General features: G+C 66.2%; 23 protein-coding genes and 1 pseudogene. 14 read left to right on the forward strand and 10 right to left on the reverse strand.

The genetic code is table 11. The features are described 5' to 3' along the window. Positions 1–49 precede the first annotated feature (49 nt). Both xylF and xylA read right to left on the reverse strand, forming a co-directional pair. Positions 50–1,051 carry a D-xylose ABC transporter substrate-binding protein gene (gene xylF, locus RND78_RS07440; RefSeq protein ID WP_059229005.1) on the reverse strand — a complete coding sequence of 334 codons (1,002 nt, stop codon included), beginning with the start codon at positions 1,049–1,051 and terminating at the stop codon, positions 50–52. Positions 1,052–1,166: 115 nt separating this feature from the next. After that, positions 1,167–2,483, reverse strand: a complete 1,317-nt coding sequence (gene xylA, locus RND78_RS07445) for a xylose isomerase (RefSeq protein ID WP_312727322.1) — start codon at positions 2,481–2,483, stop codon at positions 1,167–1,169. Between the two features lie 183 nt (positions 2,484–2,666). Here xylA and RND78_RS07450 point away from each other — a divergent pair, with 183 nt between their 5' ends. Continuing rightward, a complete protein-coding gene (locus tag RND78_RS07450; RefSeq protein WP_312727324.1) occupies positions 2,667–3,920 on the forward strand; it encodes a DNA-binding transcriptional regulator in 1,254 nt (417 codons plus the stop codon). Here RND78_RS07450 and RND78_RS07455 read toward each other — a convergent pair. From RND78_RS07455 to RND78_RS07465, 3 genes are all read right to left on the reverse strand, one after another. Beyond that, entirely contained in the window at positions 3,902–4,432 is a 531-nt protein-coding gene (locus RND78_RS07455; RefSeq protein ID WP_312727325.1) for a DNA starvation/stationary phase protection protein, read from the reverse strand. The genes RND78_RS07450 and RND78_RS07455 overlap by 19 nt on opposite strands. Positions 4,433–4,769: 337 nt before the next feature. Continuing rightward, positions 4,770–4,922 carry a hypothetical protein gene (locus tag RND78_RS07460; protein ID WP_312728124.1) on the reverse strand — a complete coding sequence of 51 codons (153 nt, stop codon included), beginning with the start codon at positions 4,920–4,922 and terminating at the stop codon, positions 4,770–4,772. 211 nt (positions 4,923–5,133) lie between these two features. Further along, positions 5,134–6,114 carry an aldo/keto reductase gene (locus RND78_RS07465; RefSeq protein WP_312727327.1) on the reverse strand — a complete coding sequence of 327 codons (981 nt, stop codon included), beginning with the start codon at positions 6,112–6,114 and terminating at the stop codon, positions 5,134–5,136. A 255-nt stretch (positions 6,115–6,369) separates the two neighbouring features. Here RND78_RS07465 and RND78_RS07470 point away from each other — a divergent pair, with 255 nt between their 5' ends. The 5 genes from RND78_RS07470 (at position 6,370) to RND78_RS07490 (ending at position 12,403) form a co-directional block, all read left to right on the forward strand. Beyond that, positions 6,370–7,284, forward strand: coding sequence for a LysR family transcriptional regulator (locus tag RND78_RS07470; protein ID WP_312727328.1), 915 nt, complete (start codon positions 6,370–6,372; stop codon positions 7,282–7,284). Positions 7,285–7,387: 103 nt separating this feature from the next. After that, positions 7,388–9,121, forward strand: coding sequence for an OPT family oligopeptide transporter (locus tag RND78_RS07475; protein WP_312727331.1), 1,734 nt, complete (start codon positions 7,388–7,390; stop codon positions 9,119–9,121). 219 nt (positions 9,122–9,340) lie between these two features. Beyond that, a complete protein-coding gene (locus tag RND78_RS07480) occupies positions 9,341–10,621 on the forward strand; it encodes an MFS transporter (protein WP_312727333.1) in 1,281 nt (426 codons plus the stop codon). 135 nt (positions 10,622–10,756) lie between these two features. Further along, the gene (locus RND78_RS07485; RefSeq protein WP_312727335.1) at positions 10,757–11,815 is read left to right on the forward strand and encodes a haloacid dehalogenase-like hydrolase; all 1,059 of its coding nucleotides are present in this window, start codon (positions 10,757–10,759) and stop codon (positions 11,813–11,815) included. Positions 11,816–11,872: 57 nt separating this feature from the next. After that, the gene (locus tag RND78_RS07490) at positions 11,873–12,403 is read left to right on the forward strand and encodes a glycine cleavage system protein R (RefSeq protein WP_312727337.1); all 531 of its coding nucleotides are present in this window, start codon (positions 11,873–11,875) and stop codon (positions 12,401–12,403) included. Between the two features lie 93 nt (positions 12,404–12,496). Here RND78_RS07490 and RND78_RS07495 read toward each other — a convergent pair whose 3' ends face one another. From RND78_RS07495 to RND78_RS07505, 3 genes are all read right to left on the reverse strand, one after another. Beyond that, positions 12,497–12,985 carry a UPF0158 family protein gene (locus RND78_RS07495; RefSeq protein ID WP_312727339.1) on the reverse strand — a complete coding sequence of 163 codons (489 nt, stop codon included), beginning with the start codon at positions 12,983–12,985 and terminating at the stop codon, positions 12,497–12,499. Positions 12,986–13,205: 220 nt separating this feature from the next. After that, the gene (locus RND78_RS07500; protein WP_312727341.1) at positions 13,206–14,606 is read right to left on the reverse strand and encodes a sugar porter family MFS transporter; all 1,401 of its coding nucleotides are present in this window, start codon (positions 14,604–14,606) and stop codon (positions 13,206–13,208) included. 195 nt (positions 14,607–14,801) lie between these two features. Further along, a complete protein-coding gene (locus RND78_RS07505; protein ID WP_312727342.1) occupies positions 14,802–15,785 on the reverse strand; it encodes a LysR family transcriptional regulator in 984 nt (327 codons plus the stop codon). A gap of 95 nt (positions 15,786–15,880) precedes the next feature. On the opposite strand from RND78_RS07505, the gene RND78_RS07510 reads away from it, so the two are divergent. The 6 genes and pseudogenes from RND78_RS07510 (at position 15,881) to RND78_RS28190 (ending at position 20,371) form a co-directional block, all read left to right on the forward strand. Continuing rightward, on the forward strand, positions 15,881–16,519 hold the full coding sequence (locus RND78_RS07510; protein ID WP_312727344.1) for an alanyl-tRNA editing protein: 639 nt from the start codon (positions 15,881–15,883) through the stop codon (positions 16,517–16,519). A 35-nt stretch (positions 16,520–16,554) separates the two neighbouring features. Further along, positions 16,555–17,325: a 2OG-Fe(II) oxygenase gene (locus RND78_RS07515; RefSeq protein WP_312727346.1), complete on the forward strand. Its 771-nt coding sequence runs from the start codon at positions 16,555–16,557 to the stop codon at positions 17,323–17,325. A gap of 1 nt (position 17,326) precedes the next feature. After that, the gene (locus RND78_RS07520; RefSeq protein ID WP_312727347.1) at positions 17,327–17,968 is read left to right on the forward strand and encodes a LysE family transporter; all 642 of its coding nucleotides are present in this window, start codon (positions 17,327–17,329) and stop codon (positions 17,966–17,968) included. Positions 17,969–18,000: 32 nt separating this feature from the next. Continuing rightward, positions 18,001–18,330: an Arc family DNA-binding protein gene (locus RND78_RS07525; RefSeq protein ID WP_312727349.1), complete on the forward strand. Its 330-nt coding sequence runs from the start codon at positions 18,001–18,003 to the stop codon at positions 18,328–18,330. Between the two features lie 196 nt (positions 18,331–18,526). Beyond that, a pseudogene (locus RND78_RS28185) lies at positions 18,527–19,516 on the forward strand (methyl-accepting chemotaxis protein); the annotation flags it as partial. Positions 19,517–19,636: 120 nt separating this feature from the next. Beyond that, positions 19,637–20,371, forward strand: a complete 735-nt coding sequence (locus tag RND78_RS28190; protein ID WP_409457028.1) for a methyl-accepting chemotaxis protein — start codon at positions 19,637–19,639, stop codon at positions 20,369–20,371. A gap of 26 nt (positions 20,372–20,397) precedes the next feature. On the opposite strand, the gene RND78_RS07535 is transcribed toward RND78_RS28190, so the two are convergent. Further along, positions 20,398–20,982 carry a flavin reductase family protein gene (locus RND78_RS07535; protein WP_312727355.1) on the reverse strand — a complete coding sequence of 195 codons (585 nt, stop codon included), beginning with the start codon at positions 20,980–20,982 and terminating at the stop codon, positions 20,398–20,400. A gap of 175 nt (positions 20,983–21,157) precedes the next feature. On the opposite strand from RND78_RS07535, the gene RND78_RS07540 reads away from it, so the two are divergent. Beyond that, positions 21,158–21,850, forward strand: coding sequence for a hypothetical protein (locus tag RND78_RS07540; RefSeq protein WP_312727357.1), 693 nt, complete (start codon positions 21,158–21,160; stop codon positions 21,848–21,850). Between the two features lie 4 nt (positions 21,851–21,854). On the opposite strand, the gene RND78_RS07545 is transcribed toward RND78_RS07540, so the two are convergent. Further along, positions 21,855–22,664, reverse strand: a complete 810-nt coding sequence (locus RND78_RS07545) for a hypothetical protein (protein ID WP_312727359.1) — start codon at positions 22,662–22,664, stop codon at positions 21,855–21,857. 211 nt (positions 22,665–22,875) lie between these two features. On the opposite strand from RND78_RS07545, the gene rep reads away from it, so the two are divergent. After that, entirely contained in the window at positions 22,876–24,888 is a 2,013-nt protein-coding gene (gene rep / locus RND78_RS07550; RefSeq protein ID WP_312727360.1) for a DNA helicase Rep, read from the forward strand. The last annotated feature ends 54 nt before the right edge of the window (positions 24,889–24,942 follow it).

The following is a 24,942-nucleotide window of genomic DNA, read 5'->3' on the forward strand; positions in this document are numbered from 1 at the left end:
CAGCAGCCGCCCGACGCCAGGCGTCAGGCAGCCAGCCGGTGGCCAGTGGTTATTTGCCGTCGATCTGGGCCTGGGTGTAGAAGCCGTCCTTGACCAGCAGGTCGACGTTGGCCTTGGTCAGCTCGGTGGGGGTGAGCAGCAGGGTGTCGACCTTCTTGGTGCCGTTGTCGTAGCTGGAGTTGAAGGCCGGCTTCTCGTTGCGCACCAGTTGCACCGACAGCTTGGCCGCCTCGGAGGCGATCAGCTTGAGCGGCTTGTAGACGGTCATGGTCTGGGTCCCGGCGATCACCCGCTTGATGGCGGCGAGGTCGGCGTCCTGGCCGGACACGGCGACCTTGCCGGCCAGCTTCTGCGCGGCCAGGGCCTGGATGGCGCCGCCGGCGGTGGCGTCGTTGGAGGCGACGATGCCGTCGATCTTGTTGTCGTTGGCGGTCAGGGCGTTCTCGACGATGGCCAGGGCCTCGGTCGGGTTCCACTCCTTGACCCACTGCTGGCCGACGATCTTGACATCGCCCTTGTCGATGGCCGGCTGCAGGACCTTCATCTGGCCCTGGCGGAGGATCTTGGCGTTGTTGTCGGTGGGCGCGCCGCCGAGCAGGAAGAAGTTGCCCTTGGGCTGGGCCTTGAGCACGCCACCGGCCTGCATCTCGCCGACCTTCTCGTTATCGAAGGAGATGTAGGCGTCGATGTCGGCGTTGAGGATCAGGCGGTCGTAGGAGATCACCTTGACCCCGGCCTTCTTGGCCTCGGCCACCACGTTGTTCAGCACCGTGGCGTTGAAGGGCACGATGACGATGGCGTCCACGCCGCGGGAGATCAGGTTCTCGATCTGCGACAGCTGGCGCTGTTCGTTGGCGTCGGCGGATTGCACATAGACCTTGGCGCCGAGTTGTTCGGCGGCGGCGACGAAGTAGTCGCGGTCACGGGCCCAGCGCTCCAGGCGCAGGTCGTCGATGGAGAAACCGATCTTGGGGTGCTGGGCGTCGGCCTGGGCGAAACCGGTGGTGCACAGGGCGAGCAGACCGGCGAGCAGGGTCGTCTTGAAGTTCATGGTGGCGTCCTTGGTTATTGTTGTTGTGGAGCGAGCGAACGGGTTTGAGTGTAACGATTCAGCGGGCTTGTACAAGCGGGTCGGCATGGCTTTTCTGCCGACCCGCTCGCGCGGTTCAGCGATACAGGTAACGATTGACCACGCCTTCGAGCAGCTCCTGACGGCCGCTCACCGGCTGGGGTGCCAGACCCTGAGTGAAGGTGTGTTCGGCGAGCTGCGCAAGGTCCAGCTCGCCCCCGAGGATGCGCTGGCCGAGGGATTGGTCCCAGCCGGCGTAGCGCTCAGCCTTGAACTTGCCCAGGGGGTCGTCCTGCAACAGCGCCGCGGCGCGTTCCAGGGACAGCGCCAAGGTATCCATGGCCGCCACGTGGCCGTGGAACAGGTCGACGTCGTCCAGGCTCTGGCGCCGTACCTTGGCGTCGAAGTTGAAGCCGCCGCGGGTGAAGCCGCCGCCCTTGAGGATCTCGTAGATCGCCAGGGTCATTTCCTCGACGCTGTTGGGGAATTGGTCGGTGTCCCAGCCGTTCTGCGGATCGCCACGGTTGGCGTCGATGCTGCCGAACACGCCGAGGGCCACGGCGCTGGCGATCTCGTGCTGGAAGCTGTGCCCGGCCAGGGTGGCGTGGTTGGCCTCGATGTTGACCTTGATCTCCTTTTCCAGCCCGAATTGCTGCAGGAAGCCGAAGACGGTGGCCACGTCATAGTCGTACTGGTGCTTGGTCGGCTCCTGGGGCTTGGGCTCGATCAGCAAGTCGCCCTGGAAGCCGAGGCGGTGCTTGTGTTCCACCACCAGTTGCATGAAGCGGCCGAGTTGCTCGCGCTCGCGCTTGAGATCGGTGTTGAGCAGGGTCTCGTAGCCTTCGCGACCGCCCCAGAGCACGTAGTTCTCGCCGCCCAGGCGGTGGGTGGCGTTCATCGCCGTGCACACCTGGGTAGCGGCGCAGGCGAAAATCTCCGGATTGGGGTTGGTGGCGGCGCCCGCGGCGTAGCGTGGGTGGCTGAAGCAGTTGGCGGTGCCCCACAGCAGCTTGAGGCCGGTCTCGCTCTGGTGGCGCTCCAGCTCGTCCACCAGGCAGGCGAAGTTCTCGCGGTACTCGGTGAAGCTGGCGCCCTCGGGGGCCACATCGGTGTCGTGGAAGCAGTAGTAGTCCACGCCCAGCTTGCTGAAGAATTCGAAGGCCGCAGCGGCCTTGGCGCGGGCTTGCTCCAGCGGCGCGCCGGCAGCGTGCCAGGGGCGCTGGAAGGTGCCCTGGCCGAAGACATCGCTGCCCGGCCAGACGAAGGTGTGCCAGTAGCAGACCGCCATGCGCAGGTGCTCGCGCATGGGCTTGCCCATGACCAGGCGGTCGGCCTCGTAGTGGCGGAAGGCGAGTGGGGAAGAGCTGTCGGGGCCGGCGTAGCGGACCTTCTCGACATTGGGGAAATAAGCCATGGCGTTGTCCTTGTTCTTATCTGTCGCACCCGGCACGGCGTACCGGCTTGTCTCGATGGTAGCGCTGCCACCCGGGCTGCCTATTGTGAAAATCACCAGGGCCGAGTGCGATTTTGCCGCTTGAGAGACGCCCGGCGCGGTCGTAGTCTGGTATCCCACCGCGCCTCTCGCCGGAAGCCAGCCATGCCCAGCCAGCCGCCCGTCCATCGCGTCGCCCTGCTGTTCAACGGCAGCAAGATCTACGACCGCGGCATCCTCGCCGGCATCGGCAACTACCTGAGCGGTACCCGGGCGCGCTGGGACCTGTTCCTCGAAGAGGACTTCCTCTGCCGGCTCAAGGGCATCGAGCGTTGGCAGGGCGACGGCATCATCGCCGACTTCGACGACCCCGCCGTGAGCGCCGCCCTGGCCGACAGCAGGCTGCCGGTGGTGGCCGTGGGCGGCTCCTATGCCGAGGCGCACGACTATCCGCCCGGCATCCCCTACGTCGCCACCGATAACGCCGCCCTGGTGCGACTGGCCTACGACCACCTGATCGAGTCCGGGCTGACCCGCTTCGCCTGCTTCAGCCTGCCCGCCGCCGACACCAATCGCTGGGCCGGCGAGCGTGAGGCGGCCTTCGCCGCCCTGCTCCGCCGCGACGGCCTGCCGGTGGAGATCTATCGCGGCCTGGAGACCAGTGCGCCGCTGTGGGACACCGCCGTGGAGCAGCTGATCGCCTGGCTGGAGGCGTTGCCCAAACCGGTGGGCATCCTCGCCGTCACCGACGCCCGGGCGCGGCAACTGCTCCAGGCTTGCTTCACGGCCGGCATCCCGGTGCCTGAGCAGGTGGCGCTGGTGGGCATCGACAACGATCCGCTGGCGCGCACCCTGACCCGAGTGCCCCTGACCTCGGTCATCCAGGGTACCGAAGCCATCGGTCGCGAGGCCGCGCGCCTGCTGCACCAGCGGCTGCACGGTGTCGACCTGGGCGCACCGCGAGTGCTGATCCCGCCGGAGGGGATCAATATCCAGGCCTCCAGTCGCCACCAGGCGGTGCACCACCCCCAGGTGATGCGCGCCCTGCACTTCATCCGTCAGTACGCCTGCCAGGGCATCAAGACCGACCAGGTGGCCAGCTACGTCGGTATCTCCCGTTCGGCGCTGGAAACCTCCTTCCGCCGTGAGCTGGGGCGCAGCGTTCACGACGAGATCTTAGGCTTCAAGCTGGCCGCTGCAGCGGTTGCCCTGCAGGAAGAGACGCCGAGCCTGGCCGAGGTCGCCCGGCGTTGCGGCTTCACCTCGGCGCAGTACCTGCACGCGGTGTTCCGCCGCGAATTCGGCTGCACCCCGCGCCAATACCAGCAGCAACCCCGCGCCCTGGCCAGCGCCCATGAAAAAGCCCGTCCGGAGACGGGCTTTTCGGTAGATCCCGTGGCTTACTTACCGACGGTCTGACCCAGGAACCAGGCACGCTCTTCGGCCTGGTCGATCCACTCTTCCAGCAGGCTGGTGGTGGAGACGTCGTTGGCGTCGTCGGTCAAGGTGTGGGTGGTACGCATGTAGGCAGCCAGCGACTGGTTGTCGTCGTGCAGCTCGGTCAGCATCTGCTCGGCCGACAGGTCGGTGGCATCGCTGCTGGCCAGGCGCTTGAGCTGCACCATCTGCTCCAGGGAGCGTACGGTGGGCTGGCCGATCTTGCGGGCGCGCTCGGCGATCAGATCGGTGATGCCATACAGCTGAGCGGCTTGCTCGTCCAGCAGCAGGTGATAGTCGCGGAAGTGCGAGCCCTTCATGTGCCAGTGGTAGTTCTTGGTCTTGATGTACAGCGCGAAGACATCGGACAGCAACACGGCCAGGGCCTCGCCCACGGCCGGCTGGTTCTGCAGGGTGGCGTCCTCGCCCTGGTGGGCCTTCTGCTTGACGCTGGAAACGGTCTTCAGTTCTTGCTTGGCATTGGCAACGGCCATGAGAGATCTCCTGTCATTGTGACGTGAGTTGAAGAGGGAGGTCCGCACTCGGCGAACGTCAACGTCTGCATGAATCGACCGCACCGGGCGAAAAAACGTTCATCGAATTTCCATATCGCCACCATGGGCAAGACGAATGGTTGCCCAGGTTGCGATTGCGTTTCATTGCCAGGCCTAGAGCGGCTCGCAGCCGGGTGCGGTAGGCGATGAAAGTGGCATGGGCATCGCGCGTCGCGGCTAAACGCAAGGTACCCTCGGGGCACGGGCACCCTTCCGAACGAAACGAAGGCGCACGGGTTTCTACCCATGCGCCTTCGTCATTTCAGCAACTGCTCTCTCAATAACCCGGGTCCGGATTCTCCTTCGGCTGCTCGGGTCGTTTGCTGTTCTGCGGGCGCTGTTCTTCACCGCCTTGGTTGAGATCCTTGTGGGTCTCGCCGACCTTGCCGGCGTTTTCCGGCTTGTGGTCGAGATCGTCGCGCTTGGCCATGATCCTCACCTCTTGTGGCTGAGTTCTTTAGAACCTGTTCACGATCTCGCGAGCTAGAGCAAAACAAGGCAAAAATGGCTGAGGAAGCGGAGTTTACGAGTGGTAAATGAGCATTCCGAAGCCATTTTTAACGCCGTTTGGCCGACGCGCAGCAGATCGTGAACAGGTTCTTAGGCAACAAGGCGGGGCCAGGGTGCCCCAGCCGCCGGGATCAACGCAGAGGGGGCGCCATGAACTCTGGCCCCACCGGGTCCTCGACGTGTTCGGCAAGGATGCTGTCGATGGCCGCCAGGTCCTCGCCGGACAGCCGCCAGCCGAAGGCTTCGTCCAGCCCCTGCAATTGCTCGGGCTTGCGCGCGCCCCAAAGGGCGATGGTCGGCCCCTGGTCGAGAATCCAGCGAATCGCCAGGGCCAGCACCGACTTGCCATGGCGCTCGCGGGCAAAGGCCGTCAGCGCCTCCACGGCGGCCAGATACTGGACGAAGCGCGGCGCCTGGAACTTGGGATCGCCCTGGCGCAGGTCGTCGCCGTCGAAGCGGGTAGCCGCACTCATGCGGCCGGACAGCAGGCCGCGGCAGAGCGCGCCGTAGGCCAGCACCACCAGGCCGTGGCGCTGGGCATAGGGCAACACATCGGCCTCGATGGCGCGCTCGAACAGGTTGTAGGGCGGCTGGACAGTGGAGGGATTGGCGAACTGACGGAAGGCCTCCAGTTGCTCGGGCGAGTAGTTGCTCACGCCGATGGCGAGGATCTTGCCCGCCTGGCGCAGCCTCTCCAGTTCGCGCGCGGTCTCTTCGTGGGGCACCTGGGGATCGGGCCAGTGCACCTGATAGAGATCGATGCGGTCGGTACGCAGGCGACGCAGCGAATCCTCCACCTCCTGGCGAATACGGGTCGCGCTGGCGTTGCGGCGCACCTCTTCGTTCGGCCACTCCAGGGCCACCTTGGTGGCGATCACCGCCTGGTCGCGGATGCCTTCCAGGGCCTTGCCGACGATTTCCTCGGAGCGGCCGAAGCCGTACACCGGGGCAGTGTCTATGAGGTTGATGCCGCCCTGCACGGCGCCGCGGACGGTCTCGATGGAGCGGGCTTCGTCGGTGCCGCCCCACATCCAGCCACCGATGGCCCAGGTGCCGAGGGCAATGCGGGAAACGGGGGTATCGATACCCGGGATACGGAGGGTTTCAGTCATGGAAGGCTCCAGGCGAAGACGCCAGTTGGACGGATCAATGTTGTGAGGCTAATTCAAAAGGCGTTGAATAGGGCTCAACGAACGCTTGACCCTTAGAGCCTGTTCAAAGGCTCGCGAGCTAGAGCCAAACAAGGCGAAAAGACCTGAGGAAGCGGAGTTTACGAGTGGTAAATGAGCATTCCGAAGGGCTTTTCAACGCCGTTTGGCCGACGCGTAGCAGACTTTGAACAGGCTCTTATCGCGCGAGGATTATGCATGCCGACCTTCAATCGCGGCGAACTGGCCGATCTCAACGTCTTCGTCGCCCTGGTCCGTCGCCGTAGTTTTCGCCAGGCCGCCATCGAGCTGGGCGTCACCACCTCGGCGCTGAGCCATGCCCTACGCCAGCTGGAGACGCGCCTGGGGGTCAAGCTGCTCAATCGCACCAGCCGCTCGGTGGTGCCGACCCTGGCCGGTGCCGCCCTGGCGGAAAAACTCGAACAGGGCTTCGCCCTCATCGGCGAGGCCCTGGGCGAGCTGGACCAGCACCGCGACGCCCCGGTCGGTCGCCTGCGCCTGAGCGTGCCGCGCGATGCAGCGCGCCTCTTGGTCACCCCTACCCTGCCGCGTCTGCTGGCCGCCTATCCGCAGTTGCAGCTGGATATCAGTGTCGAGGATCGTCCGGTGGACATCGTCGCCGACGGCCTGGACGCCGGCATCCGCTATGGCGATACCGTGCCCCAGGACATGGTCGCCCTGCCGCTGACCGACGAGCTGCGTTGGGTGGTGGTGGGCGCCCCCGCCTACCTCGACCGTCATGGCCGACCGCAGCAGCCGGAGGATCTCGCCGAGCATCGTTGCGTGCGGGTACGGCTCGGCAACGGTGCCCTCTATCGCTGGGAATTGGGCAGCGGCGCCGCAACGCGGGTGGTCGACGTCCCCGGCCCGCTCACCCTCAACGAGACCGAGACCTCGATCCAGGCCGCCCTCGACGGCCTGGCCCTGGCCTACTGTCTGGAATGGCGGGTGGCCGAAGAGCTGCGCGACGGTCGCCTGGAGCAGGTGCTGCCGGACTGGGCCTCACCCGGTGCGCCGCTGTGCATCTACTACCCGAGTCGGCGCCAACCGCCACCGGGGCTGCGCCAGTTGATCGAGGCGCTGCGCCAGACCTGGACCGAAAGGCACCCCTGAAAGCCTGCGCAAAGGCTGCTGCGCATCGGCCAAACGGCGAACCAACCGGCGTACGAATGAGTCCCCTAACGACGCTCGCCGTTTCCGAGACCAGGAGCCCCGCTTGCCTGACGCCACCGCCGCCCCATCCGACCTGCCGCTGCCCGTGGAGCGCGAACTCAGCCCCCGGGCCCTGCTCACCGGCGCGCTACTGGGCATCCTGCTGACCCCGGCCAACGTCTACGCCGGGCTCAAGATCGGCTGGTCGTTCAACATGTCGATCATCGCCCTGCTGGTGAGCTATGGCCTCTGGCACCGCCTCGGACGACGGCTGCAGCAACCGGGCTGGACGCTGCACGAGAGCAACATCAACCAGACCGTGGCCTCGGCGGCGGCCAGCATCGTCTCCGGCGGCCTGGTGGCCCCCATCCCGGCCTACACCCTGCTGACCGGCCAGCAACTGCCCACGCTGCCGCTGATGAGCTGGGTGTTCGCGGTGAGCTTTCTCGGGATCTGGGTGGCCTGGTACCTGCGCCCCCTGTTGCTGGCCGATGCCAGTCTGAAATTCCCCGAGGGCCTGGCCACCCTGGAAGCCCTGCGCCACGTGTATGCCAGTGGTGCCGAAGCCCTGGCGCGGCTGCGGGTGCTCCTGGGCGCCCTGGTGCTGTCGGCGGCGGTCAAGCTGGTGGATACCTTCGCCTGGGCCCTGCCACGGACGGCGCCCTCGCCCGTCCTGGAGCGGCTGACCTTCAGTTTCGATCCTTCCCTGCTGCTGCTCGGCTTCGGCGGCATCATCGGTCTGAAGGTCGGCCTCTCGCTGCTGCTCGGTACCCTGCTGGCCTGGGCCGGGCTGGCGCCCTGGTTGCTGGCCAGTGGCGTGGCCGAGTTGCCGGCGGATGCCAGCGGTCCGCAATATGCCTTCCTGGTGCAATGGCTGCTCTGGCCGGGGGTGAGCCTGATGGTCAGCGCCACCCTGGCCTCCCTGGCGGTGCGCCTCGTCACCCTGCCCCGCGGTGAGCGGCAGCGCTCGGGCTGGCGGCGCCCGCAGGGTTGGCCCCTGGTCCTGCTGCTGCTCGCGAGTCTGCTGGTGGTGGCACTGCAGGTCCGGCTGTTCGGCATCGATCCCTGGCTGGCCCTGCTCGCTCTGCCCCTGGCACTATTCCTCGCCGCCATGGCCGCCCGGGTGGTGGGCGCCACCGGCATTCCACCCATCGGCGCCATCGGCCAGCTGTCGCAGCTCACCTTCGGGCTGGCGGCGCCCGGGCAGGTCAACATCAACCTGATGGGCGCCAACACCGCCGGCGGCGCGGCGGGCCAGAGCACCGACCTGATGAACGACTTCAAGGTCGGCAAGGCCATCGGCGCCACCCCGGCCAAGCAGGTGGTCGCCCAGTGCCTGGGCATCGCCCTCGGCGCGGTGACCGGGGTGCTCACCTATCGGCTGCTGATTCCCGATCCCCAGGCGCTGCTGCTCAGCGCCGCCTGGCCGGCGCCGGCGGTGGCCCAGTGGAAGGCGGTGGCGGAAACCCTGACCCAGGGCCTGGGCGCGCTGGACACGGCGATGCGCCTGGGCATCGTCCTCGGCGCCCTGGCCGGCTTGCTGCTGGGCTTGGCCGAAGCCCTGCTGCCCGTCCGCCGCGCGCGCTGGCTGCCCAGCTCGGCAGCCCTGGGCCTGGCCTTCATCCTACCGGCCTCGGTGTCGCTGATGATGACCCTGGGCGCCCTGCTCACCGCCCTGGTGCGCTGGCGGACGCCGGCGGCGGCCGAGCGCTTCGCCCTGGCTGCCGCCGCCGGCCTCATCGCCGGGGAAAGCCTGGCCGGCGTCGGAGCGGCGTTCTGGCAAATGCTCTCAGCCTGAACTGCGACAACGTGTCAACTGGACAATAATTTCCAGACGTAATGTCGCGAACCTTTCACCAACCTTTCAAATCCAGGAAATTCACAGGTTTCGGTCGGATTAAGCTTGCCAGCGCCGTTTTGCAACACATAAGGTTACAAACAGCGCGACCCACCCGCGAGAGGTTTGGGCGCCCTGCGCGAGCTGTCTCCATAACAAACCCAATCCGAGCTAGCAGTCATGGCCACCACCTCGAAAGCCAAATCCGTGTTCCGCGTCGTCAGCGGAAACTTCCTCGAAATGTACGACTTCATGGTGTATGGCTTCTATGCCACCGCCATCGCCAAGACGTTCTTCCCCGGCGACAACGAAATCGCCTCCCTGATGCTGTCGCTGGCCACCTTCGGCGCCGGCTTCCTGATGCGCCCGCTGGGTGCGATCTTCCTCGGCGCCTACATCGACAAGCACGGCCGTCGTCATGGCCTGATCGTGACCCTCGCGCTGATGGCCCTGGGCACCCTGCTGATCGCCGTGGTGCCGGGCTATGCCACCCTGGGCGTCGCCGCACCGCTGCTGGTGCTGCTCGGCCGTCTGCTGCAGGGCTTCTCCGCTGGCGTCGAACTGGGCGGCGTGTCCGTCTACCTGTCGGAGATCGCCACCCCCGGTCGCAAGGGCTTCTTCGTCTCCTGGCAGTCCGCCAGCCAGCAGGTCGCCGTGGTCTTCGCCGGCGTACTGGGCGCCCTGCTCAACCATTGGCTGTCGCCCGCCGAAATGGGTGAATGGGGCTGGCGCATCCCCTTCCTGATCGGCTGCCTGATCGTGCCCTTCCTGTTCATCATCCGTCGCTCCCTGGAAGAGAGCCCCGAGTTCGAGGCACGCAAGCATCGCCCGAGCTTCGGCGAGACCATGACCTCCATCGGCCAGAACTTCGGCGTGGTGCTGGCGGGCGTGGCCATGGTCTCCATGACCACCGCCTCCTTCTACCTGATCACTGCCTACACCCCGACCTTCGGCCGTCACGAGCTGCACCTGACCGATCTGGACAGCCTGATCGTCACGGCCTGCGTGGGCATCTCCAACTTCATCTGGCTGCCGGTGATGGGCGCCCTGAGCGATCGCGTCGGCCGCCGTCCGCTGCTGATCTTCGCCACCGTGCTGGCCATCCTCAGCGCCTACCCGGCGATGATCTGGCTGACCAACGCCCCGGGCTTCGGTCGCCTGCTGATGGTCGAGCTGTGGCTGTCCTTCCTCTATGGCACCTACAACGGTGGCATGGTGGTGGCCCTGACCGAGGTGATGCCGGCCCATGTGCGCACCACCGGCTTCTCCCTGGCCTACAGCCTGGCCACCGCGACCTTCGGCGGCTTCACCCCGATGGTTTGCACCTGGCTGATCCAGGAGACCGGCAACAAGGCTGCCCCCGGCATGTGGCTGACCGTGGCTGCGGTACTCGGCCTGGTGGCGACCCTGACCCTGTTCAAGGGCAACGCCGAGCCTCGCTTCAAAACCGTCACCGCCTGAAGCCGTGTCGCAGAGCGGCAGGCCCTGCCGCTCTCGCATCTACCCAGGTCGCTCCGTGCATCGAACTGTCATGACCTTTTGTTATGGTCTAGACCAGATGACCGCATATCGCGGTCGCCGTGCCGGAGCCCGCCAATGTCCACCCTCACCCGCCTTCTCGCCGGCTTGGCCGGCGGTCTGCTCAGCCTCACCGCTGCCGCCACCGAGCTGACCCACTGGCCCGCCGAGGCCGCCCGCCAGCTCGACGCCCTGATCGCCGCCAATGCCAATAAAGGCAACTACGCGGTGTTCGACATGGACAACACCAGCTATCGCTACGACCTGGAAGAGTCCCTGCTGCCCTTCCTGGAAATGAAGGGCGTGCTGACCCGCGACACCCTCGACCCCTCGCTCAAGCTGATTCCGTTCAAGGACGTCGGCGGCCACAAGGAAAGCCTCAACAGCTACTACTACCGGCTGTGCGAGATCGACGACCTGGTCTGCTACCCCTGGGTCGCCCAGGTGTTCTCCGGCTTCACCCTGCAGCAGCTCAAGGGTTACGTCGACGAGCTGATGGCCTACGACAAGCCGATCCCCGCCACCTATTACGGCAAGGACGACAAGGTCGAGACGGTACAGATCAACCCGCCCAAGCCCTTCACCGGCCAGCAGGAGCTCTATCACAAGCTGATGGAGAACGGCATCGAGGTCTATGTGATCAGCGCTGCCCATGAAGAGCTGGTGCGCATGGTCGCCGCCGATCCGCGCTACGGCTACGGCGTGAAGCCGGAGAACGTCATCGGCGTCACCACCCTGCTCAAGGACCCCGCCACCGGCGCCCTGACCACCGCCCGCAAGCAGATCGCCGCAGGCAAGTACGATCCCCAGGCCAACCTGAAGCTGCAGGTCACCCCCTACCTGTGGACCCCGGCTACCTGGTTCGCCGGCAAGTACGCTGCCATCCTCACCTACATCAGCCCCTGGAAGAAGCCGATCCTGGTCGCGGGTGACACCCCGGTCAGCGACGGTCCCATGCTGTTCCAGGGCGTGGACGGCAGCAAGGGCGGCATCCACCTGTGGGTCGACCGCAAGCCCAAGTACCGTACCCAGATCGAGGCGATGATGAAGAGCAACGCCGAGGGCCAGGCCCAGAACGGCGTAGCGGTGAACGCGGACAAGAACTGGGTGATCGTCAAACCCGAGGACATCCAGTAGGCCAGCGCTCCAGGGCGGGCTAGACTGCAGGCAACCCTGTCTGCCCTGGAGCCCGCCATGGAACACTTGGTCCTGACCGTCATCGCCCCCGATCGCCCTGGTCTGGTGGAAGCCCTGGCCGACTGCGTAGCCGCCCAGGGCGGCAACTGGCTGGAAAGCCGCATGGCCCACCTGGCCGGGCAATTCGCCGGCATCCTCTCGGTGGAGGTGGAACCGGAATTGCGCAACGGCCTGGTGGAGGCCCTGCAACAACTGGCCATTCCCGGCCTGCGCATCCTGGTGGGAGAGCCTGGCCAACCGGCCCCGGTGGGCGCGCCGCTGGTGCAGCTCGAACTGCTGGGCAATGATCGCGTCGGCATCGTCCGCGACATCACCCGGGCGCTGCATCAGGTCGGCGTCAATGTCGAACGGCTAGCCACCGAGACCCGCCCAGCGCCCATGAGCAGCGAACTGCTGTTCCACGCCACCGCCCTGCTGGCGCTGCCGGCCGATCTCGAACTCGAGGCCCTGCAGGCCCACCTGGAAACCCTCACCGACGACCTGATGGTGGAGCTCAAGCTCTATCGGCATGGGCATGATCAGGCCTGAGCAGGCTGCAGGGCGACGATCTCTAGAGATCGGGGAAGGCCCTCAATCACCTGTAACGACGCGCTTCGGTGATTTTCACCGCCGAGGTGCCGCTCAGCGCTCCCGCCCCTTCTCCAACCGCCGCCGGATGCCTTCGGGCACATCGTCCGGTAGCGGCACCCGACCATCCGCCGGCAGAGCCTCCAGGCCGGCTTCGTCCAGCAGTACCAGCAACTCTTCCTTGAGCCGATTCAGGGCGAAGGCCTGCCAGGCCTCGCGCACCGTGGGGAAGAGCTCCAGTTCGTAGTCGAAGGTGCGGATCGGCCGGCGGCTTTCCAGGGCGGCGCGCAGCAGCGGCTGGGCGTGGGGATGGCGCAGTTGGTGCAGGAAAGCTTCGCGCAGCTCCAGGCGATCCTCCTGGGTCAGGCGTGGCAGGGGCAGGTAACGTTCGGGATCTTCCAGTTCCTCGCGTTCTTCCAGGCTGAGGTCGTCCGGATCGAGCAGACGCAGGACGCCGCTGTCGAGATCGAGGAAGTGGGTACCTCGCTCGCGGCTGTCGAGGGCGGCAGCCAGCAGATCGAGGTCGAGGGTGAGGGGGCGCATGGCAGGACTCCGGCACAGGCGAACAGGAGCGGAGAGCTACCTCCGCTCCTGTTGCGACCTCAGAGCCTGTTCAAAGGCTCGCGAGCTAGAGAAAAACAAGGCGAAAATGGCTGAGGAAGCGGAGTTTACAAGTAGTAAATGAGCATTCCGAAGCCATTTTCAACGCCGTTTGGCCGACGCGCAGCAGCCTTTGAACAGGCTCTGGCACTGGAGCCTGCGTTCAGCCTTGCCTTTGATAGGGAAAGAAGCGCCGCTCGCGCAGGTCGTGCTCGATCTGCTCCAGGCTCTTGCCCTTGGTTTCCGGCACCAGGCGCCAGATGAACAACAGGGCGACCAGAGAGATGCCGGCGTAGAGCCAGAAGGTATGGGCAGCGCCCAGCTGGGTCACCAGGCTCAGGGTGGTGAGGGTCACCAGCAGGTCGAAGCCCCAGTGGCTGAAGGCGCCGACGCTGGCGCCCTTGCCGCGCACGAACAGCGGATACACCTCGGCGTTGATCAGCCAGATGCAGACGCCGAAGCCGCCGCAGTTGAGCATCAGGTAGGCCGCCAGGCAGGCCACCACCGTCCAGCGTTCGACATCAGTCTGGGGGCCGGCACCCTGGAACAGGTAGCCCATGATCGCCAGGGCGATGATGGAGCCGGGAATAAGCGTCAGCAGGTAGCGGCGACGACCGATGCGATCCACCAGGAAGCTGCCGACCACGGTCATGATCACCACCAGGATGGTGCTGCAACCGGTGGCCAGCACCGCGGTCTGGTCGGAGAAACCAGCCTGGGTGAGGATGGTCGGCGCGTAGTAGATCAGGGCGTTGTTGCCGGTGATCTGCGAGAACATGGCGATCCCCGCGCCCACCAGCAGGGCTGGCCGTACCCAGGGCGAGAACAGATCGCTCCAGCTGCCTTCCGGTGCATTGCTCACGGTCTTGATCTCGGCCAGCTCTGCCTGGGCCGCAGCGGCGCCGCCACGCACCCGCTCCAGCACGGCCAGGGCGTCCCGCTCACGACCTTTCACCAGCAGCCAGCGCGGGCTTTCCGGCAGCACCGCCATGCCGGCCAGCAGGATCAGCGCCGGCACCAGGCCGAGGCCGAACATCCAGCGCCAGTGCTCGTCGAGGGCGAAGCCGGTGAAGTAGGCCACGGTGATGCCGAACACCACCATGAACTGGAACAGCACCACCAGCTTGCCACGGTGCTCCGGCGGCGCCACCTCGGCGATGTACACCGGGATGATCTGGGTGGAGCTACCGGCCGACAGGCCGAGCAGGAAGCGCGACAGGATCAGCAGGGTGACGTTGGGCGACAGCGCCGAGAGCACCGAGCCCAGGGCGAAGACCAGGGCCACGCCAATGATGGTCTTGCGCCGGCCGAGGCGGTCGGAGATCGGGCCGGTACCCAGGCAGCCGAACAGTGCACCGAAGATGATGGCACCGGTCACCAGTTGCTTGACGGTGTCGTCCATGGCGAATTCCCGGCCGAGGCCGAGCAGGGCGACGCCGATGATGCCGGTGTCGTAGCCGAACAGCAGGCCGCCCAGAGCGGCGATCACGGCGATGAGCACGACCAGCCCCTTGCGCGGGGTGGCCGCCACGGGTGCGGCGAGCGAGGGTGAGGAAGCGAGCATGGGGGAAAATCCTTTCTTGTTCTGCCAGGGCCAGGATCGCGGCAGCGACCTGCACGACCCGCGCAAGCGGGCCGTCATGAGCATGGCCCAGGAAAAAGCGCCGCACGTGCATGAAAGAAACGTTAGGTGAATCGCTTCACCTAATAGGGCGCGTTGTAACAGGAGTTGTGAAAAGTCTCACGAAAAGCCGGATGGCTAGCTGCCGATGGTGAGCTCTTGAAAGCGTTGCTCAGGCAAGGCCGCAGCGCCGCGCCCCTGGCGTAACGCCTGGTCACTCAGGCGCTCGACGAGAAAGTCGATGAACACCTTGAGCTTGGGCGGCAGGTGGCGGGTTGCCGGATAGAGCAGCCAGGCACCGCCGTGGTAGTGCGGCAGGAAGGTCCAGTCGGGCAGCACCTGGATGATCTCGCCACGGGCCAGCGCCGCCTGGGCGGTGAAGAATGGCAGGCTGCCGATGCCGATATGGCTGAGCACCGCGTCCAGGCGCACGCCGGTATGATTGGCGGCGTAACGACCGCGCACGTTGACGTGGACCACCTTGGCGCCTTGGCGGAATTTCCAGCGCGAATCGGCCGGCTCCTCGCCCAGGTAGATGCAGCTGTGCTGGGCCAGGTCGCGCGGATGCGCCGGACTGCCGTGTTCGGCCAGGTACTGCGGCGTGGCGCAGAGCAGGTGCTCGATGGTCAGCAACTGGCGCCCGACCAACCCCGGCGGCGGGCGGTCGGTGATGCGGATGGCCAGGTCGACGTTGTCGTCGATCAGGTCGACATAGCGGTCCTCCAGCATCAGTTGCACGTCCACGGCCGGATAGCGGCGCAGGAAGTCGGCCATGTGCGGATGGATCACCGTGCTGCCCACTGCCTTGGGCACCGACAGCCGCACGATGCCGGCCGGCGCCTGGTTGAACTGGCCGCTGACCTCCAGCACAGCCCGGGCGGCGCCGACCATGTCGCTGCAGCGCCGGTAGACCTCCGCCCCCGCTTCCGACAGCCGCAGCTTGCGCGTGCTGCGATTGAGCAGTCGGGTGCCCAGGGCCTTCTCCAGGCGCGCCACGCTGCGGCTGGTGGACGAGGGCGTCAGCCCCAGTTGCCGGGCCGCGGCAGAGAAGCTGCCGCTCTCCACCACCCGCACGAAGATGGCCATTTCGCTGAGCAATGGTAGGGGGAGATTCATGCTCACAGCGCAAAATTCCTTTGGAGGGAGGGTGGATTATCACCTTATCGAGCGATCTTTAGAATGAGGGCGTTTCTCGTTTTCCAAGAGTAGTAAGACAAATGACCGAACGCCTGTATTTCCTGAGCGACAGCCTGATCGCCGAGGTCGAGGTCCTTGCCTGTACCGCCACGGGAGATGGGTATGCCGTCGAATTGCGCGCCACGCCCTTCCATCCCCAGGGCGGTGGCCAACCCAGTGACACCGGCTGGCTCGGTACCGCCGAGGTGCTGCATGTGGTGCAGGACGGCGAACGCATCCTCCACCACGTCAATCGTCCGCTGCAGCTGGGTCGCGTCCTGGCCCGGATCGACGAAAAGCGTCGCCTCCTGCATTCGCGCCTGCATTCGGCCGGCCACCTGATCGGCCATATCGGCGAGGTCCATGGCTGGCAGCCGGTCAAGGCCCATCACTGGCCGGGCGAAGGCAAGATCGAATTCGTTCCGGGGCTGGAACCCCGTCCGCTGGACGGCGCTGCCCTGCAGGCGCACTTCGATGCGCTGGTGGAGGCAGACCTGGCGCTGCACAGCGACGTCGATGCCGACGGCCAGCGCCAGGTGCGCTTCGGCGAAGACATCGCGCGCTACGCCTGCGGAGGAACCCATGTGCGCTCCACGCGCACCGTCGGTCAGCTGAGCGCGCTGGGCATCAAGGAAAAGAAGGGGCGCCTGCTGGTGAGTTACGACATGGCTGGCGCCTGATCACCCGCCTCCCTCACCCGCAGAAAGGAAGCGCCATGCTGCTCGAACTCGACACTCTCGACACCGAGAGCCTGAACCGTCTCGCCGATGAACGCCTGCTGGCCGTACGTATCCGGCGTTTCGTCCCCCGCCCCCTGGCCGACGACCTGGGCAAGCAGATCCTCGGCAACGGCTTCGCCACCTACACCAACGCCCCCAGCATCGGCCGCATCGGCATGGCCTTCTACGAGGCGGAGAACCAGCGCGCCCAGATGGACGACTATTTCGCCAGCGTCGCCCACAACCTGGAAGAGCTGCGCCGCCGCTGCCGGCCCTATCTCAATCCCATCGACCTGGTGCGCTGCGTCCTCGACGAGGTCTGGCCGGCCGGTGCCCGCCTGCAAACACTCTGGGGCCGCAAGATGTATGTCGGCCTGTCGCGCGTGGTGAAGCCCGGGGTGCGCTTTCTCGCCCACCACGACATCTTCGCCAAGGACGCCCCCGGCAGCACCGAGGCCGAAAGCGTGGTGACCCAGCTGGCCTGCAATGTCTACCTGACCATGCCCAGCCAGGGCGGTGAATTGCAGCTCTGGGCCAAGGAGCTGTCACCGGACGACTTCGACGCCCTGCGCGGCGACAGCTACGGCATCGAGCCCGACCTGCTCGGCCCGCCGAGCCTGACCATCCGCCCGGAACCGGGCGATCTGATCCTCTTCAATTCCCGGCGCATGCACGCCGTGACGCCCGGCACCGACCAGCCGCGCCTGTCGCTCTCGTGCTTCGTCGGCTATCGCGGGGCGACCGAGCCCCTGACGTACTGGAGCTGACATGTCCCCTTACCTGAGCGAATTCCTTGCCCTGGCGACCATCCATTTCCTCGCCGTCCTGGCCCCGGGCCCCGACTTCGCCGTGACCGTGCGGCAGAGCGTGAGGTTCGGCCGCCTGATCGGCCTCTGCACCGCGCTCGGCATCGGCGCTGGCATCTCGGTGCACGTGCTCTACACCCTGCTCGGCATCGGTGCCCTGATGCACACCACGCCCTGGCTGCTGGACGCCGCGAAGGTACTCGGCGGTGCCTACATCCTCTGGCTGGGTTTCAACCTCATCCGCAGCAAGCCCACCGCCGCGCCGCTGGACGACAGCCAGTGGCAGGCCGCCGACCTGGAACGCCAGGCACCGGCCAGGGCCTTCCTCACCGGCTTCCTGACCAATGCTACCAACCCCAAGGCCACGCTGTTCTTCCTGGCCATCTTCACCACCGTGGTCAGTGGCAGCACGCCGCTGGCCGTGCAGGGCCTTTACGGCCTGTGGATGTGCGCGGTCAACGCCGGCTGGTTCGCCCTGGTCAGCCTGCTGTTCTCCAGCGCCCGCGTTCGCCAGACCTTCCTGCGCCTGGGCCACTGGTTCGAAAGAACCATGGGCCTGGTGCTGGTTTTCTTCGCCGGTCGACTGCTGTTGTCGGCGCTTTGACGTCAGCCACCCCTTGTCTTCGGAGGTTCGCCATGCCTTACGTCCACCGCGCTCCCGCTGGAATCCCTACGGAAAAGTTCGTCGTCCGCCTGCCCGATGGCATGCGCGAACGCATCGCCACCGTGGCCCGGACCCATCGCCACAGCATGAACACCGAGATCGTCGCCTGGCTGGAGCGCAGCCTGGTGCAGGACGGCGTGCTGGTGCAGAGCGATTCCCACCAGGACGACGACCTGCTCAGCGGCAACGAGCAGTTGCTGCTGCAGCGTTTCCGCCAGCTCAACGAGCGTCAGCAGAACGCACTGATCTCGGTGCTGGAGCTGGAGCTGCCGGTCCCCCTGGCCAACCAGGAGCACGCCTGACCGCGGCCTGCCCCCAGGCGCCGGTCGTCGGCGCCTGGCGCGGTGTCGCTTGGGACGGTCAAGAATCGGGGGCTGCGGCCGATGCAGGGAAACTGAACCTTTCCCTGGTATCGCCATGTCCGTCTCCAAAGCCTCCTGGCTGAACAATCTCGGTATCTCCAAGAAGCTGGCCCTGGGCTTCGGCGCCCTGCTGGTCATGGTGGTGGTGGTGGCCCTGTTCGGCTACCTCACCGCCAACACCCTGCTCGAACGGATCAACAAGACGCGCTACAGCGGCCAGCTCAAGGCGAACATCCTCAACCTCCGGATCGATGAGAAGGACTACCTGCTCAACCCCAGCGCGGCCAATGTTTCTCGACAGCAGGCCGACCTGACCGCGGTGACGAACGATCTCGCCAAGGGCCTCAACCTGCTTGGCAATCCGAACAACCGAGCCATCCTGAGCAATATCCAGCAGGAGCTGGGGACCTACCAGCAGCGCTTCACCGCGCTGCAGCAGGCCAACCAGGCCAGCACCGTGGCCCAGCAACAACTGACCCAGATCTCCGACAGCCTCACCAAGATCCTCGATGAACTGTTCGAGCTGGCCTTCAGCCCGGACGGCAATTACCGCACCGAAGACCTCAAGGCCGTGGCCCAGATCAAGGCGCAGATGGTAGGCGTGCGCCTGGCCATCCGGCGCTTCCTCGGCAATCCCGAAGAGAGCAAGGCCCAGGCGGCGCTGCTGGCCATCGACGACCTGCTCAAGACCTTGACCACGGTGCAGGGGCAGATCGACGGCGACAGCGCCGCGCGCTTCTACAGCGCCATGCAGGACGTGACCCGCTATCGCACCTTCTTCGAAACCATCGTCACCCAGACCCGCCAGGCCCAGGCGGCCGTGCCGACGCTGCAGGAACAGGGCAACAAGCTGGTGCAGCTGCTCGACGAGCTGAGTGCCGGCCAGCTCAAGTCCGCCGCCGCCGAACGAGACTCGGCCTTGCTGCAACTGGCCCTGAGCATCCTTATCGCCCTGCTGATCGGCATCGCCGCCGCCTGGCTGATCACCCGCCAGATCACCCAGCCGCTGGCGACCGCCATGGCCATGCTCAAGCGCGTCGCCGCCGGCGACCTCACCCAGCGCAGCGAGGTGCGGCGGCGCGATGAACTGGGCGAACTGCAACGCACCACCCAGGCCATGGCCGACGACCTGCGCCAATTGGTCGGAGGCATCGCCAGTGGCGTCAGCCAGCTCAGCAGCGCGGCCGACGAACTGTCCGCCTTCGGCGTGCAAACCAGCCGGGGCGTCACCCAGCAGCGTGACGAGATGCACCAGGTGGCCACCGCCATGAACGAGATGGCCGCCACGGTGCACAACGTGGCGCAGAACACCTCCACCGCCTCCAGCGCGGCCCAGAACGCCGACAACATGGCCCGCGAGGGCAGCCGCACGGTCAAGCGTGCGGCCCAGGAGATCGCCCTGGCCGCCGAGGAGGTCCAGGGGCTGGGCACCGCCATGGAGCAGTTGGACGCCGCCAGCGGCCGCATCGGCAGCGTCATCGACGTGATCAAGGCCATCGCCGAGCAGACCAACCTGCTGGCCCTCAACGCCGCCATCGAAGCCGCCCGCGCCGGCGAGCAAGGCCGCGGCTTCGCCGTGGTGGCCGACGAGGTCCGTTCCCTGGCCAAGCGTACCCAGGAGTCCACCCAGGAGATCGGTGACCTCATCGCCGCCCTGCAGCAGGGCACCACGACGGCCAGCGAGCGGATGCAGGCCAGTCGCGACCGTACCCTGGGCACCGTGACCCTGGCCCAGGACGCCGAGCGCGCCCTGGACGCCATCTACCAGACGGTGGCGGAGATCCAGAACCTCAACCAGCAGATCGCCACCGCGGTGGAAGAGCAGAGCCTGGTGGCCGAGGAAATCAACGGTAACGTGGTCAAGGTCAGTGGCCTGGCCGAGGAATCCGCCACCGCCAACGCCCATGCCGCCGCCTCGGTAAGCGAGCTGGCGCGCCTGGGCGGCGACCTCCAGCGGATGGTGGCGCGCTTCCGCGTCTGAACCTCCCGGCGCGGGCGTCGACGGCTTCAGTCCAGGGGCGGCAGCATCCGTCCCTGGATACCGTCGCCGATCACCAGGAAGTGCCCGCCCGCCACGTGGTGCAGGGTGCGCAGCCCGTCCTGGCCGGCGAAGTCCCAGTGGCCGTCGCGAAACACCCGGGTATCGGCCTGGGCGGCGACCACCTCGCCAAGGAAGAGGTCGTAGCCCTGCTGGTTGTGCGCCTCAGGTAGCAGCCGGCACTCCAGCCAGGCCACGCAACTGGCGATCAGCGGCGCGCTGACCTTTTCGCCTTCCAGGGTCTCGATGCCATAGGCGGTGAACTTGTCCAGCTCGCGGCCGGTGGTGTTGCCCACCGTCTGCACCAGATCCACCTGGGCGGCGCAGGGCACGTTGAGCACGAAGCTGCCCTCGGCTTCCAGCAGCTCGCGGGTCCAGGTCTGCTTGTCCAGCACCACCGCCACCTTGCAGGGCTCGAAGTCCACCGCCATGGCCCAGGCCGCCGCCATGACGTTGCGCCGGCCGCCATGGGCGGCGCTAACCAGCACGGTGGGGCCGTGGTTGAGCAGGCGATAGGCCTTGGCCAGGGGGACGGGGGCGAGGATCGAACTCATGGGCGGACTCCAGCGGGAAAGCCCCAGGGTAGCGCAGCGGGCACCATTCGGCGCCAAGTGAGCAAAAAGTTGCCATTTTCGTCGCAACGCGCCAAACGCTCCGGCTCATCCAGGGTCTATCGGCCACTCCCCGCTGTCCGGGACCGACAAGAAACTCGTGTTAAGGATGACCCCCATGCCCTCTCGCCTGGCCCTTCCCGCCCTGCTGCTCTCCGCCTGCTGCCTGGCCGTACCGCTGGCCCATGCCCAGAAAGCCAGCCCGCCGGCCACCAGCACGGCTCCCCAGCCGCTGCTCTCCAGCTCGATCAACGACTTCACCAACGAGGATTGGGATCGCGGCGTACTGCGCCGGGTAGCCGGCGTGACCATTCCCGCCACGCCGGCCAACGTCGAGGGCTTCATCAGCGGCCGCCAGGCGCAACTGGGCGATGGTCAGTGGCGCGCCATCACCGACGTCCAGCGGGTGGGCAACAACCTCGCGGTGTTCGTCGAGGGCGAACCACTGGACGCCGAGACCGTAGGTTATCCGCGGCGCCTGGCGGTGGACGACGCCCCCGGTACCGGGCGCCATCTGCAGCGGCTGCCGGGGCGCTTCAACACCCCGATCAACGACTTCACCAACCAGGACTGGCTCAAGGGCATCTATCGCAAGGCCGCCGGGGTCTCCATCCCGGTCACCGAGCGCAACCGCGAGGAATTCAAGAGCGGCGCCATCGTCCGCCTGGCCGATGGCCAGGACTATGCCGTCACCTACGTCAACGAATTCGGCCGCAGCATGGCGGTGTTCCTCGACAGCCCGGCCCTGCCCGGGGAGAAGTACGGCTATCCGCGCCAGCTGACCTTCGTCGCGCCGCCACCCAAGCCGTGACCGGTCAACGCTGATTGACGGTCATGCTGTTGCCATTGCCGTTCTGGGTCAAAAAGGCCGTGTTGGCGTCGCGCTGGGTCAGCGCGACCTGGTTGGCGTTGCCATTCTGGTAGACGTAGGCGGCCGGGTACAGGATGCCGTCCGGCCCGGCCGGCGTCCAAACACCCAGGCCAGTCTGCTCGATGGTGACCAGGTTGTTGTCGCCGATCTGCTGTGCTCCCGCGCTGAGGAGCTCACCGTCCTGACTGATGTCGATGCGGTTGTCGTTGCCGCGGCTCGCGTTGCTGATGTTGTTGCGGCGGCCCGAGACCGACAGGGTCTGCACGTTACGATCGCCATCCTGGCTCACATTGATCGCCGAGGAGCCGCGCTGGGTGACGGTCAGCTGGTTGTCGTTGCCGATCTGGATGAGGCCGGCCGACACATACTCGCCGCTCGGGCCGCCCGTCTGTTCCAGTGTCGCGCTATTGCCGTTGCCGACCTGGGAAAGATTGCCGTCAAAATCGAGGGAGCCCTGCTGGGAGATCTGGGCGGTATTGAGTGCACCCTCCTGGCGGATGACCGCCAGCGAATCGCGGTTCATCTGATAGAGGACAGCCTGGTTGTCGGCCCCCTGCTGCTCGATCCAGGCCGCGCTTCGCGTGGCCTCCTGGGTGATCGAGGCGCTCAGGCGATCGCCATTCTGAGTGACGCGTCCGTCGTTCGCATCGCCCGTTTGCCTCAGCTCCGTGGTATTGGCGGCGGCCAGGGCCAGACCGGAGCAACCGAACAGGGTGGAAAGCAGCAGAACGCGGGATAGGGACATGGCGGGCATCTCATCAAGGGAGGTTGAGGTTTTCAGGACGACCGCCGGGCCGCCCCGCAGGCCTGAAGTCTAGTGAGGCTGGCTGATAACGCTCTCGCTCGATCGGTCCCTTTTGCGGCCGGCAAGGCATTAATCCTCTGTCGATGGCATCGGCCAGTGCTCCCCGTCTGCGGGCCGTGACTGCTAGAATCCACCGCCCAGCGTCACCCCTCGGTCCGCCATGTCCAAGCTCAATCCCCGCCAGGCCGAAGCCGTGGCCTACATCAGCGGCCCCCTGCTGGTGCTGGCCGGCGCCGGCTCCGGCAAGACCAGCGTCATCACCCGCAAGATCGCCTACCTGGTGCAGCAGTGCGGCATCCGTGCCCAGTACATCTGCGCGGTGACCTTCACCAACAAGGCGGCGCGGGAAATGAAGGCGCGGGTGGCCAGCCTGCTCAAGGCCGGCGAAGGCCGCGGCCTGACCGTCTCCACCTTCCACAACCTCGGGCTGAACATCATCCGCCGCGAATACGTGCACCTGGGCTACAAGCCGGGCTTCTCCATCTTCGACGAGGGCGACATCAAGGCGCTGCTCACCGACATCATGCAGAAGGAATACCAGGGCGACGACGGCCTGGACGAGATCAAGAACTACATCGGCAACTGGAAGAACGACCTCATCCTGCCGGAAGAGGCCCTGGAAAAGGCGCGCACGCCCAAGGAGCAGACCGCCGCGGTGGTCTACCTGCACTACCAGCGCACCCTCAAGGCCTACAACGCGGTCGACTTCGACGATCTCATCCTGATGCCGGTGAAGCTGTTCCAGGAGCATCCCGAGGTGCTGGAGCGCTGGCGCAATCGCATCCGCTACATGCTGGTGGATGAGTACCAGGACACCAACACCAGCCAGTACCTGCTGGTGAAGATGCTGGTGCAGGAGCGCGCCCAGTTCACCGTGGTGGGCGACGACGACCAGTCGATCTACGCCTGGCGCGGCGCGCGGCCGGAAAACCTGATGCAGCTCAAGGACGACTTCCCCTCGCTCAAGGTGGTGATGCTGGAGCAGAACTATCGCTCCACCAGCCGCATCCTCAAGTGCGCCAACGTGCTCATCGCCAACAATCCCCATGTGTTCGAGAAACAGCTGTGGAGCGAGATGGGCCACGGCGATCCGATCCGGGTGCTGCGCTGCAAGAACGAGGACGGCGAGGCCGAGCGCATCGCCCTGGAGATCCTCACCCTGCACCTCAAGACCCAGCGGCCCTACGCGGACTTCGCCATCCTCTACCGCGGCAACCACCAGGCCAAGCTGATGGAGCTCAAGCTCCAGCACCACCAGATTCCCTACCGGCTCTCCGGCGGCACCAGCTTCTTCGCCCGCCAGGAGGTCAAGGACGTGATGTCCTACCTGCGCCTGCTGGTGAATCCGGACGACGACAATGCCTTCCTGCGGGTCATCAACGTGCCGCGCCGGGAGATCGGCTCCACCACCCTGGAGAAGCTCGGCAACTACGCCGGCAGCCGCGATCTGTCGATGTACGCCGCCGCCGACGAGATCGGCCTGGGCGAGCACCTGGACGCCCGCTTCACCGAGCGCCTGGCGCGCTTCAAGCGCTGGATGGACGGGGTGCGCCAGAACTGCGCCGGTGAAGACCCCATCGGCGCCCTGCGCAGCATGGTGATGGACATCGACTACGAGAACTGGATTCGCCAGAACGCCAGCTCCGACAAGGTTGCCGACTTCCGCATGGGCAACGTCTGGTTCCTCCTGGATGCGCTGAAGAACATCCTGGAAAAGGACGAGGACGGCCAGCTGACCATCGAGGACGCCATCGCCAAGCTGGTGCTGCGCGACATGCTCGAACGCCAGCAGGAGGAAGAGGAAGGCGCCGACGGGGTGCAGATGATGACCCTGCACGCCTCCAAGGGCCTGGAATTCCCCTATGTGTTCATCATGGGCATGGAGGAAGAGATCCTGCCCCACCGCTCCAGCATCGAGGCCGACACCATCGAGGAGGAGCGCCGCCTGGCCTACGTGGGCATCACCCGCGCCCGCCAGACCCTGGCCTTCACCTACGCTACCCGGCGCAAGCAGTACGGCGAGCTGATCGACTGTACCCCCAGCCGCTTCCTCGACGAACTGCCGCCAGAGGACCTGCAATGGGAAGGTCTGGAAGAGGCGCCCCAGGAACAGAAGGCCGCCCGCGGCAACGACGCCCTGGCGGCGATGCGGGCGATGTTGAAGAAGGGCTGAGCGCCGCTGCCGAGGATCACCCTCACCCCAACCCTCTCCCCGAGGGAGAGAGGG

The organism is Pseudomonas oryzihabitans, assembly GCF_032027545.1.
Classification (GTDB): Bacteria; Pseudomonadota; Gammaproteobacteria; order Pseudomonadales; family Pseudomonadaceae; genus Chryseomonas; species Chryseomonas oryzihabitans_F.

Excerpts from the sequence above, each read along its gene's own strand:
- xylF (WP_059229005.1), bottom strand. The coding sequence starts at position 1,051 with ATGAACTTCAAGACGACCCTGCTCGCCGGTCTGCTCGCCCTGTGCACC.
- xylA (WP_312727322.1), bottom strand. The coding sequence starts at position 2,483 with ATGGCTTATTTCCCCAATGTCGAGAAGGTCCGCTACGCCGGCCCCGAC.
- RND78_RS07450 (WP_312727324.1), top strand. The coding sequence starts at position 2,667 with ATGCCCAGCCAGCCGCCCGTCCATCGCGTCGCCCTGCTGTTCAACGGC.
- RND78_RS07455 (WP_312727325.1), bottom strand. The coding sequence starts at position 4,432 with ATGGCCGTTGCCAATGCCAAGCAAGAACTGAAGACCGTTTCCAGCGTC.
- RND78_RS07460 (WP_312728124.1), bottom strand. The coding sequence starts at position 4,922 with ATGGCCAAGCGCGACGATCTCGACCACAAGCCGGAAAACGCCGGCAAG.
- RND78_RS07465 (WP_312727327.1), bottom strand. The coding sequence starts at position 6,114 with ATGACTGAAACCCTCCGTATCCCGGGTATCGATACCCCCGTTTCCCGC.
- RND78_RS07470 (WP_312727328.1), top strand. The coding sequence starts at position 6,370 with ATGCCGACCTTCAATCGCGGCGAACTGGCCGATCTCAACGTCTTCGTC.
- RND78_RS07480 (WP_312727333.1), top strand. The coding sequence starts at position 9,341 with ATGGCCACCACCTCGAAAGCCAAATCCGTGTTCCGCGTCGTCAGCGGA.
- RND78_RS07485 (WP_312727335.1), top strand. The coding sequence starts at position 10,757 with ATGTCCACCCTCACCCGCCTTCTCGCCGGCTTGGCCGGCGGTCTGCTC.
- RND78_RS07490 (WP_312727337.1), top strand. The coding sequence starts at position 11,873 with ATGGAACACTTGGTCCTGACCGTCATCGCCCCCGATCGCCCTGGTCTG.
- RND78_RS07495 (WP_312727339.1), bottom strand. The coding sequence starts at position 12,985 with ATGCGCCCCCTCACCCTCGACCTCGATCTGCTGGCTGCCGCCCTCGAC.
- RND78_RS07500 (WP_312727341.1), bottom strand. The coding sequence starts at position 14,606 with ATGCTCGCTTCCTCACCCTCGCTCGCCGCACCCGTGGCGGCCACCCCG.
- RND78_RS07510 (WP_312727344.1), top strand. The coding sequence starts at position 15,881 with ATGACCGAACGCCTGTATTTCCTGAGCGACAGCCTGATCGCCGAGGTC.
- RND78_RS07515 (WP_312727346.1), top strand. The coding sequence starts at position 16,555 with ATGCTGCTCGAACTCGACACTCTCGACACCGAGAGCCTGAACCGTCTC.
- RND78_RS07520 (WP_312727347.1), top strand. The coding sequence starts at position 17,327 with ATGTCCCCTTACCTGAGCGAATTCCTTGCCCTGGCGACCATCCATTTC.
- RND78_RS07525 (WP_312727349.1), top strand. The coding sequence starts at position 18,001 with ATGCCTTACGTCCACCGCGCTCCCGCTGGAATCCCTACGGAAAAGTTC.
- RND78_RS28190 (WP_409457028.1), top strand. The coding sequence starts at position 19,637 with ATGCACCAGGTGGCCACCGCCATGAACGAGATGGCCGCCACGGTGCAC.
- RND78_RS07535 (WP_312727355.1), bottom strand. The coding sequence starts at position 20,982 with ATGAGTTCGATCCTCGCCCCCGTCCCCCTGGCCAAGGCCTATCGCCTG.
- RND78_RS07540 (WP_312727357.1), top strand. The coding sequence starts at position 21,158 with ATGCCCTCTCGCCTGGCCCTTCCCGCCCTGCTGCTCTCCGCCTGCTGC.
- RND78_RS07545 (WP_312727359.1), bottom strand. The coding sequence starts at position 22,664 with ATGCCCGCCATGTCCCTATCCCGCGTTCTGCTGCTTTCCACCCTGTTC.
- rep (WP_312727360.1), top strand. The coding sequence starts at position 22,876 with ATGTCCAAGCTCAATCCCCGCCAGGCCGAAGCCGTGGCCTACATCAGC.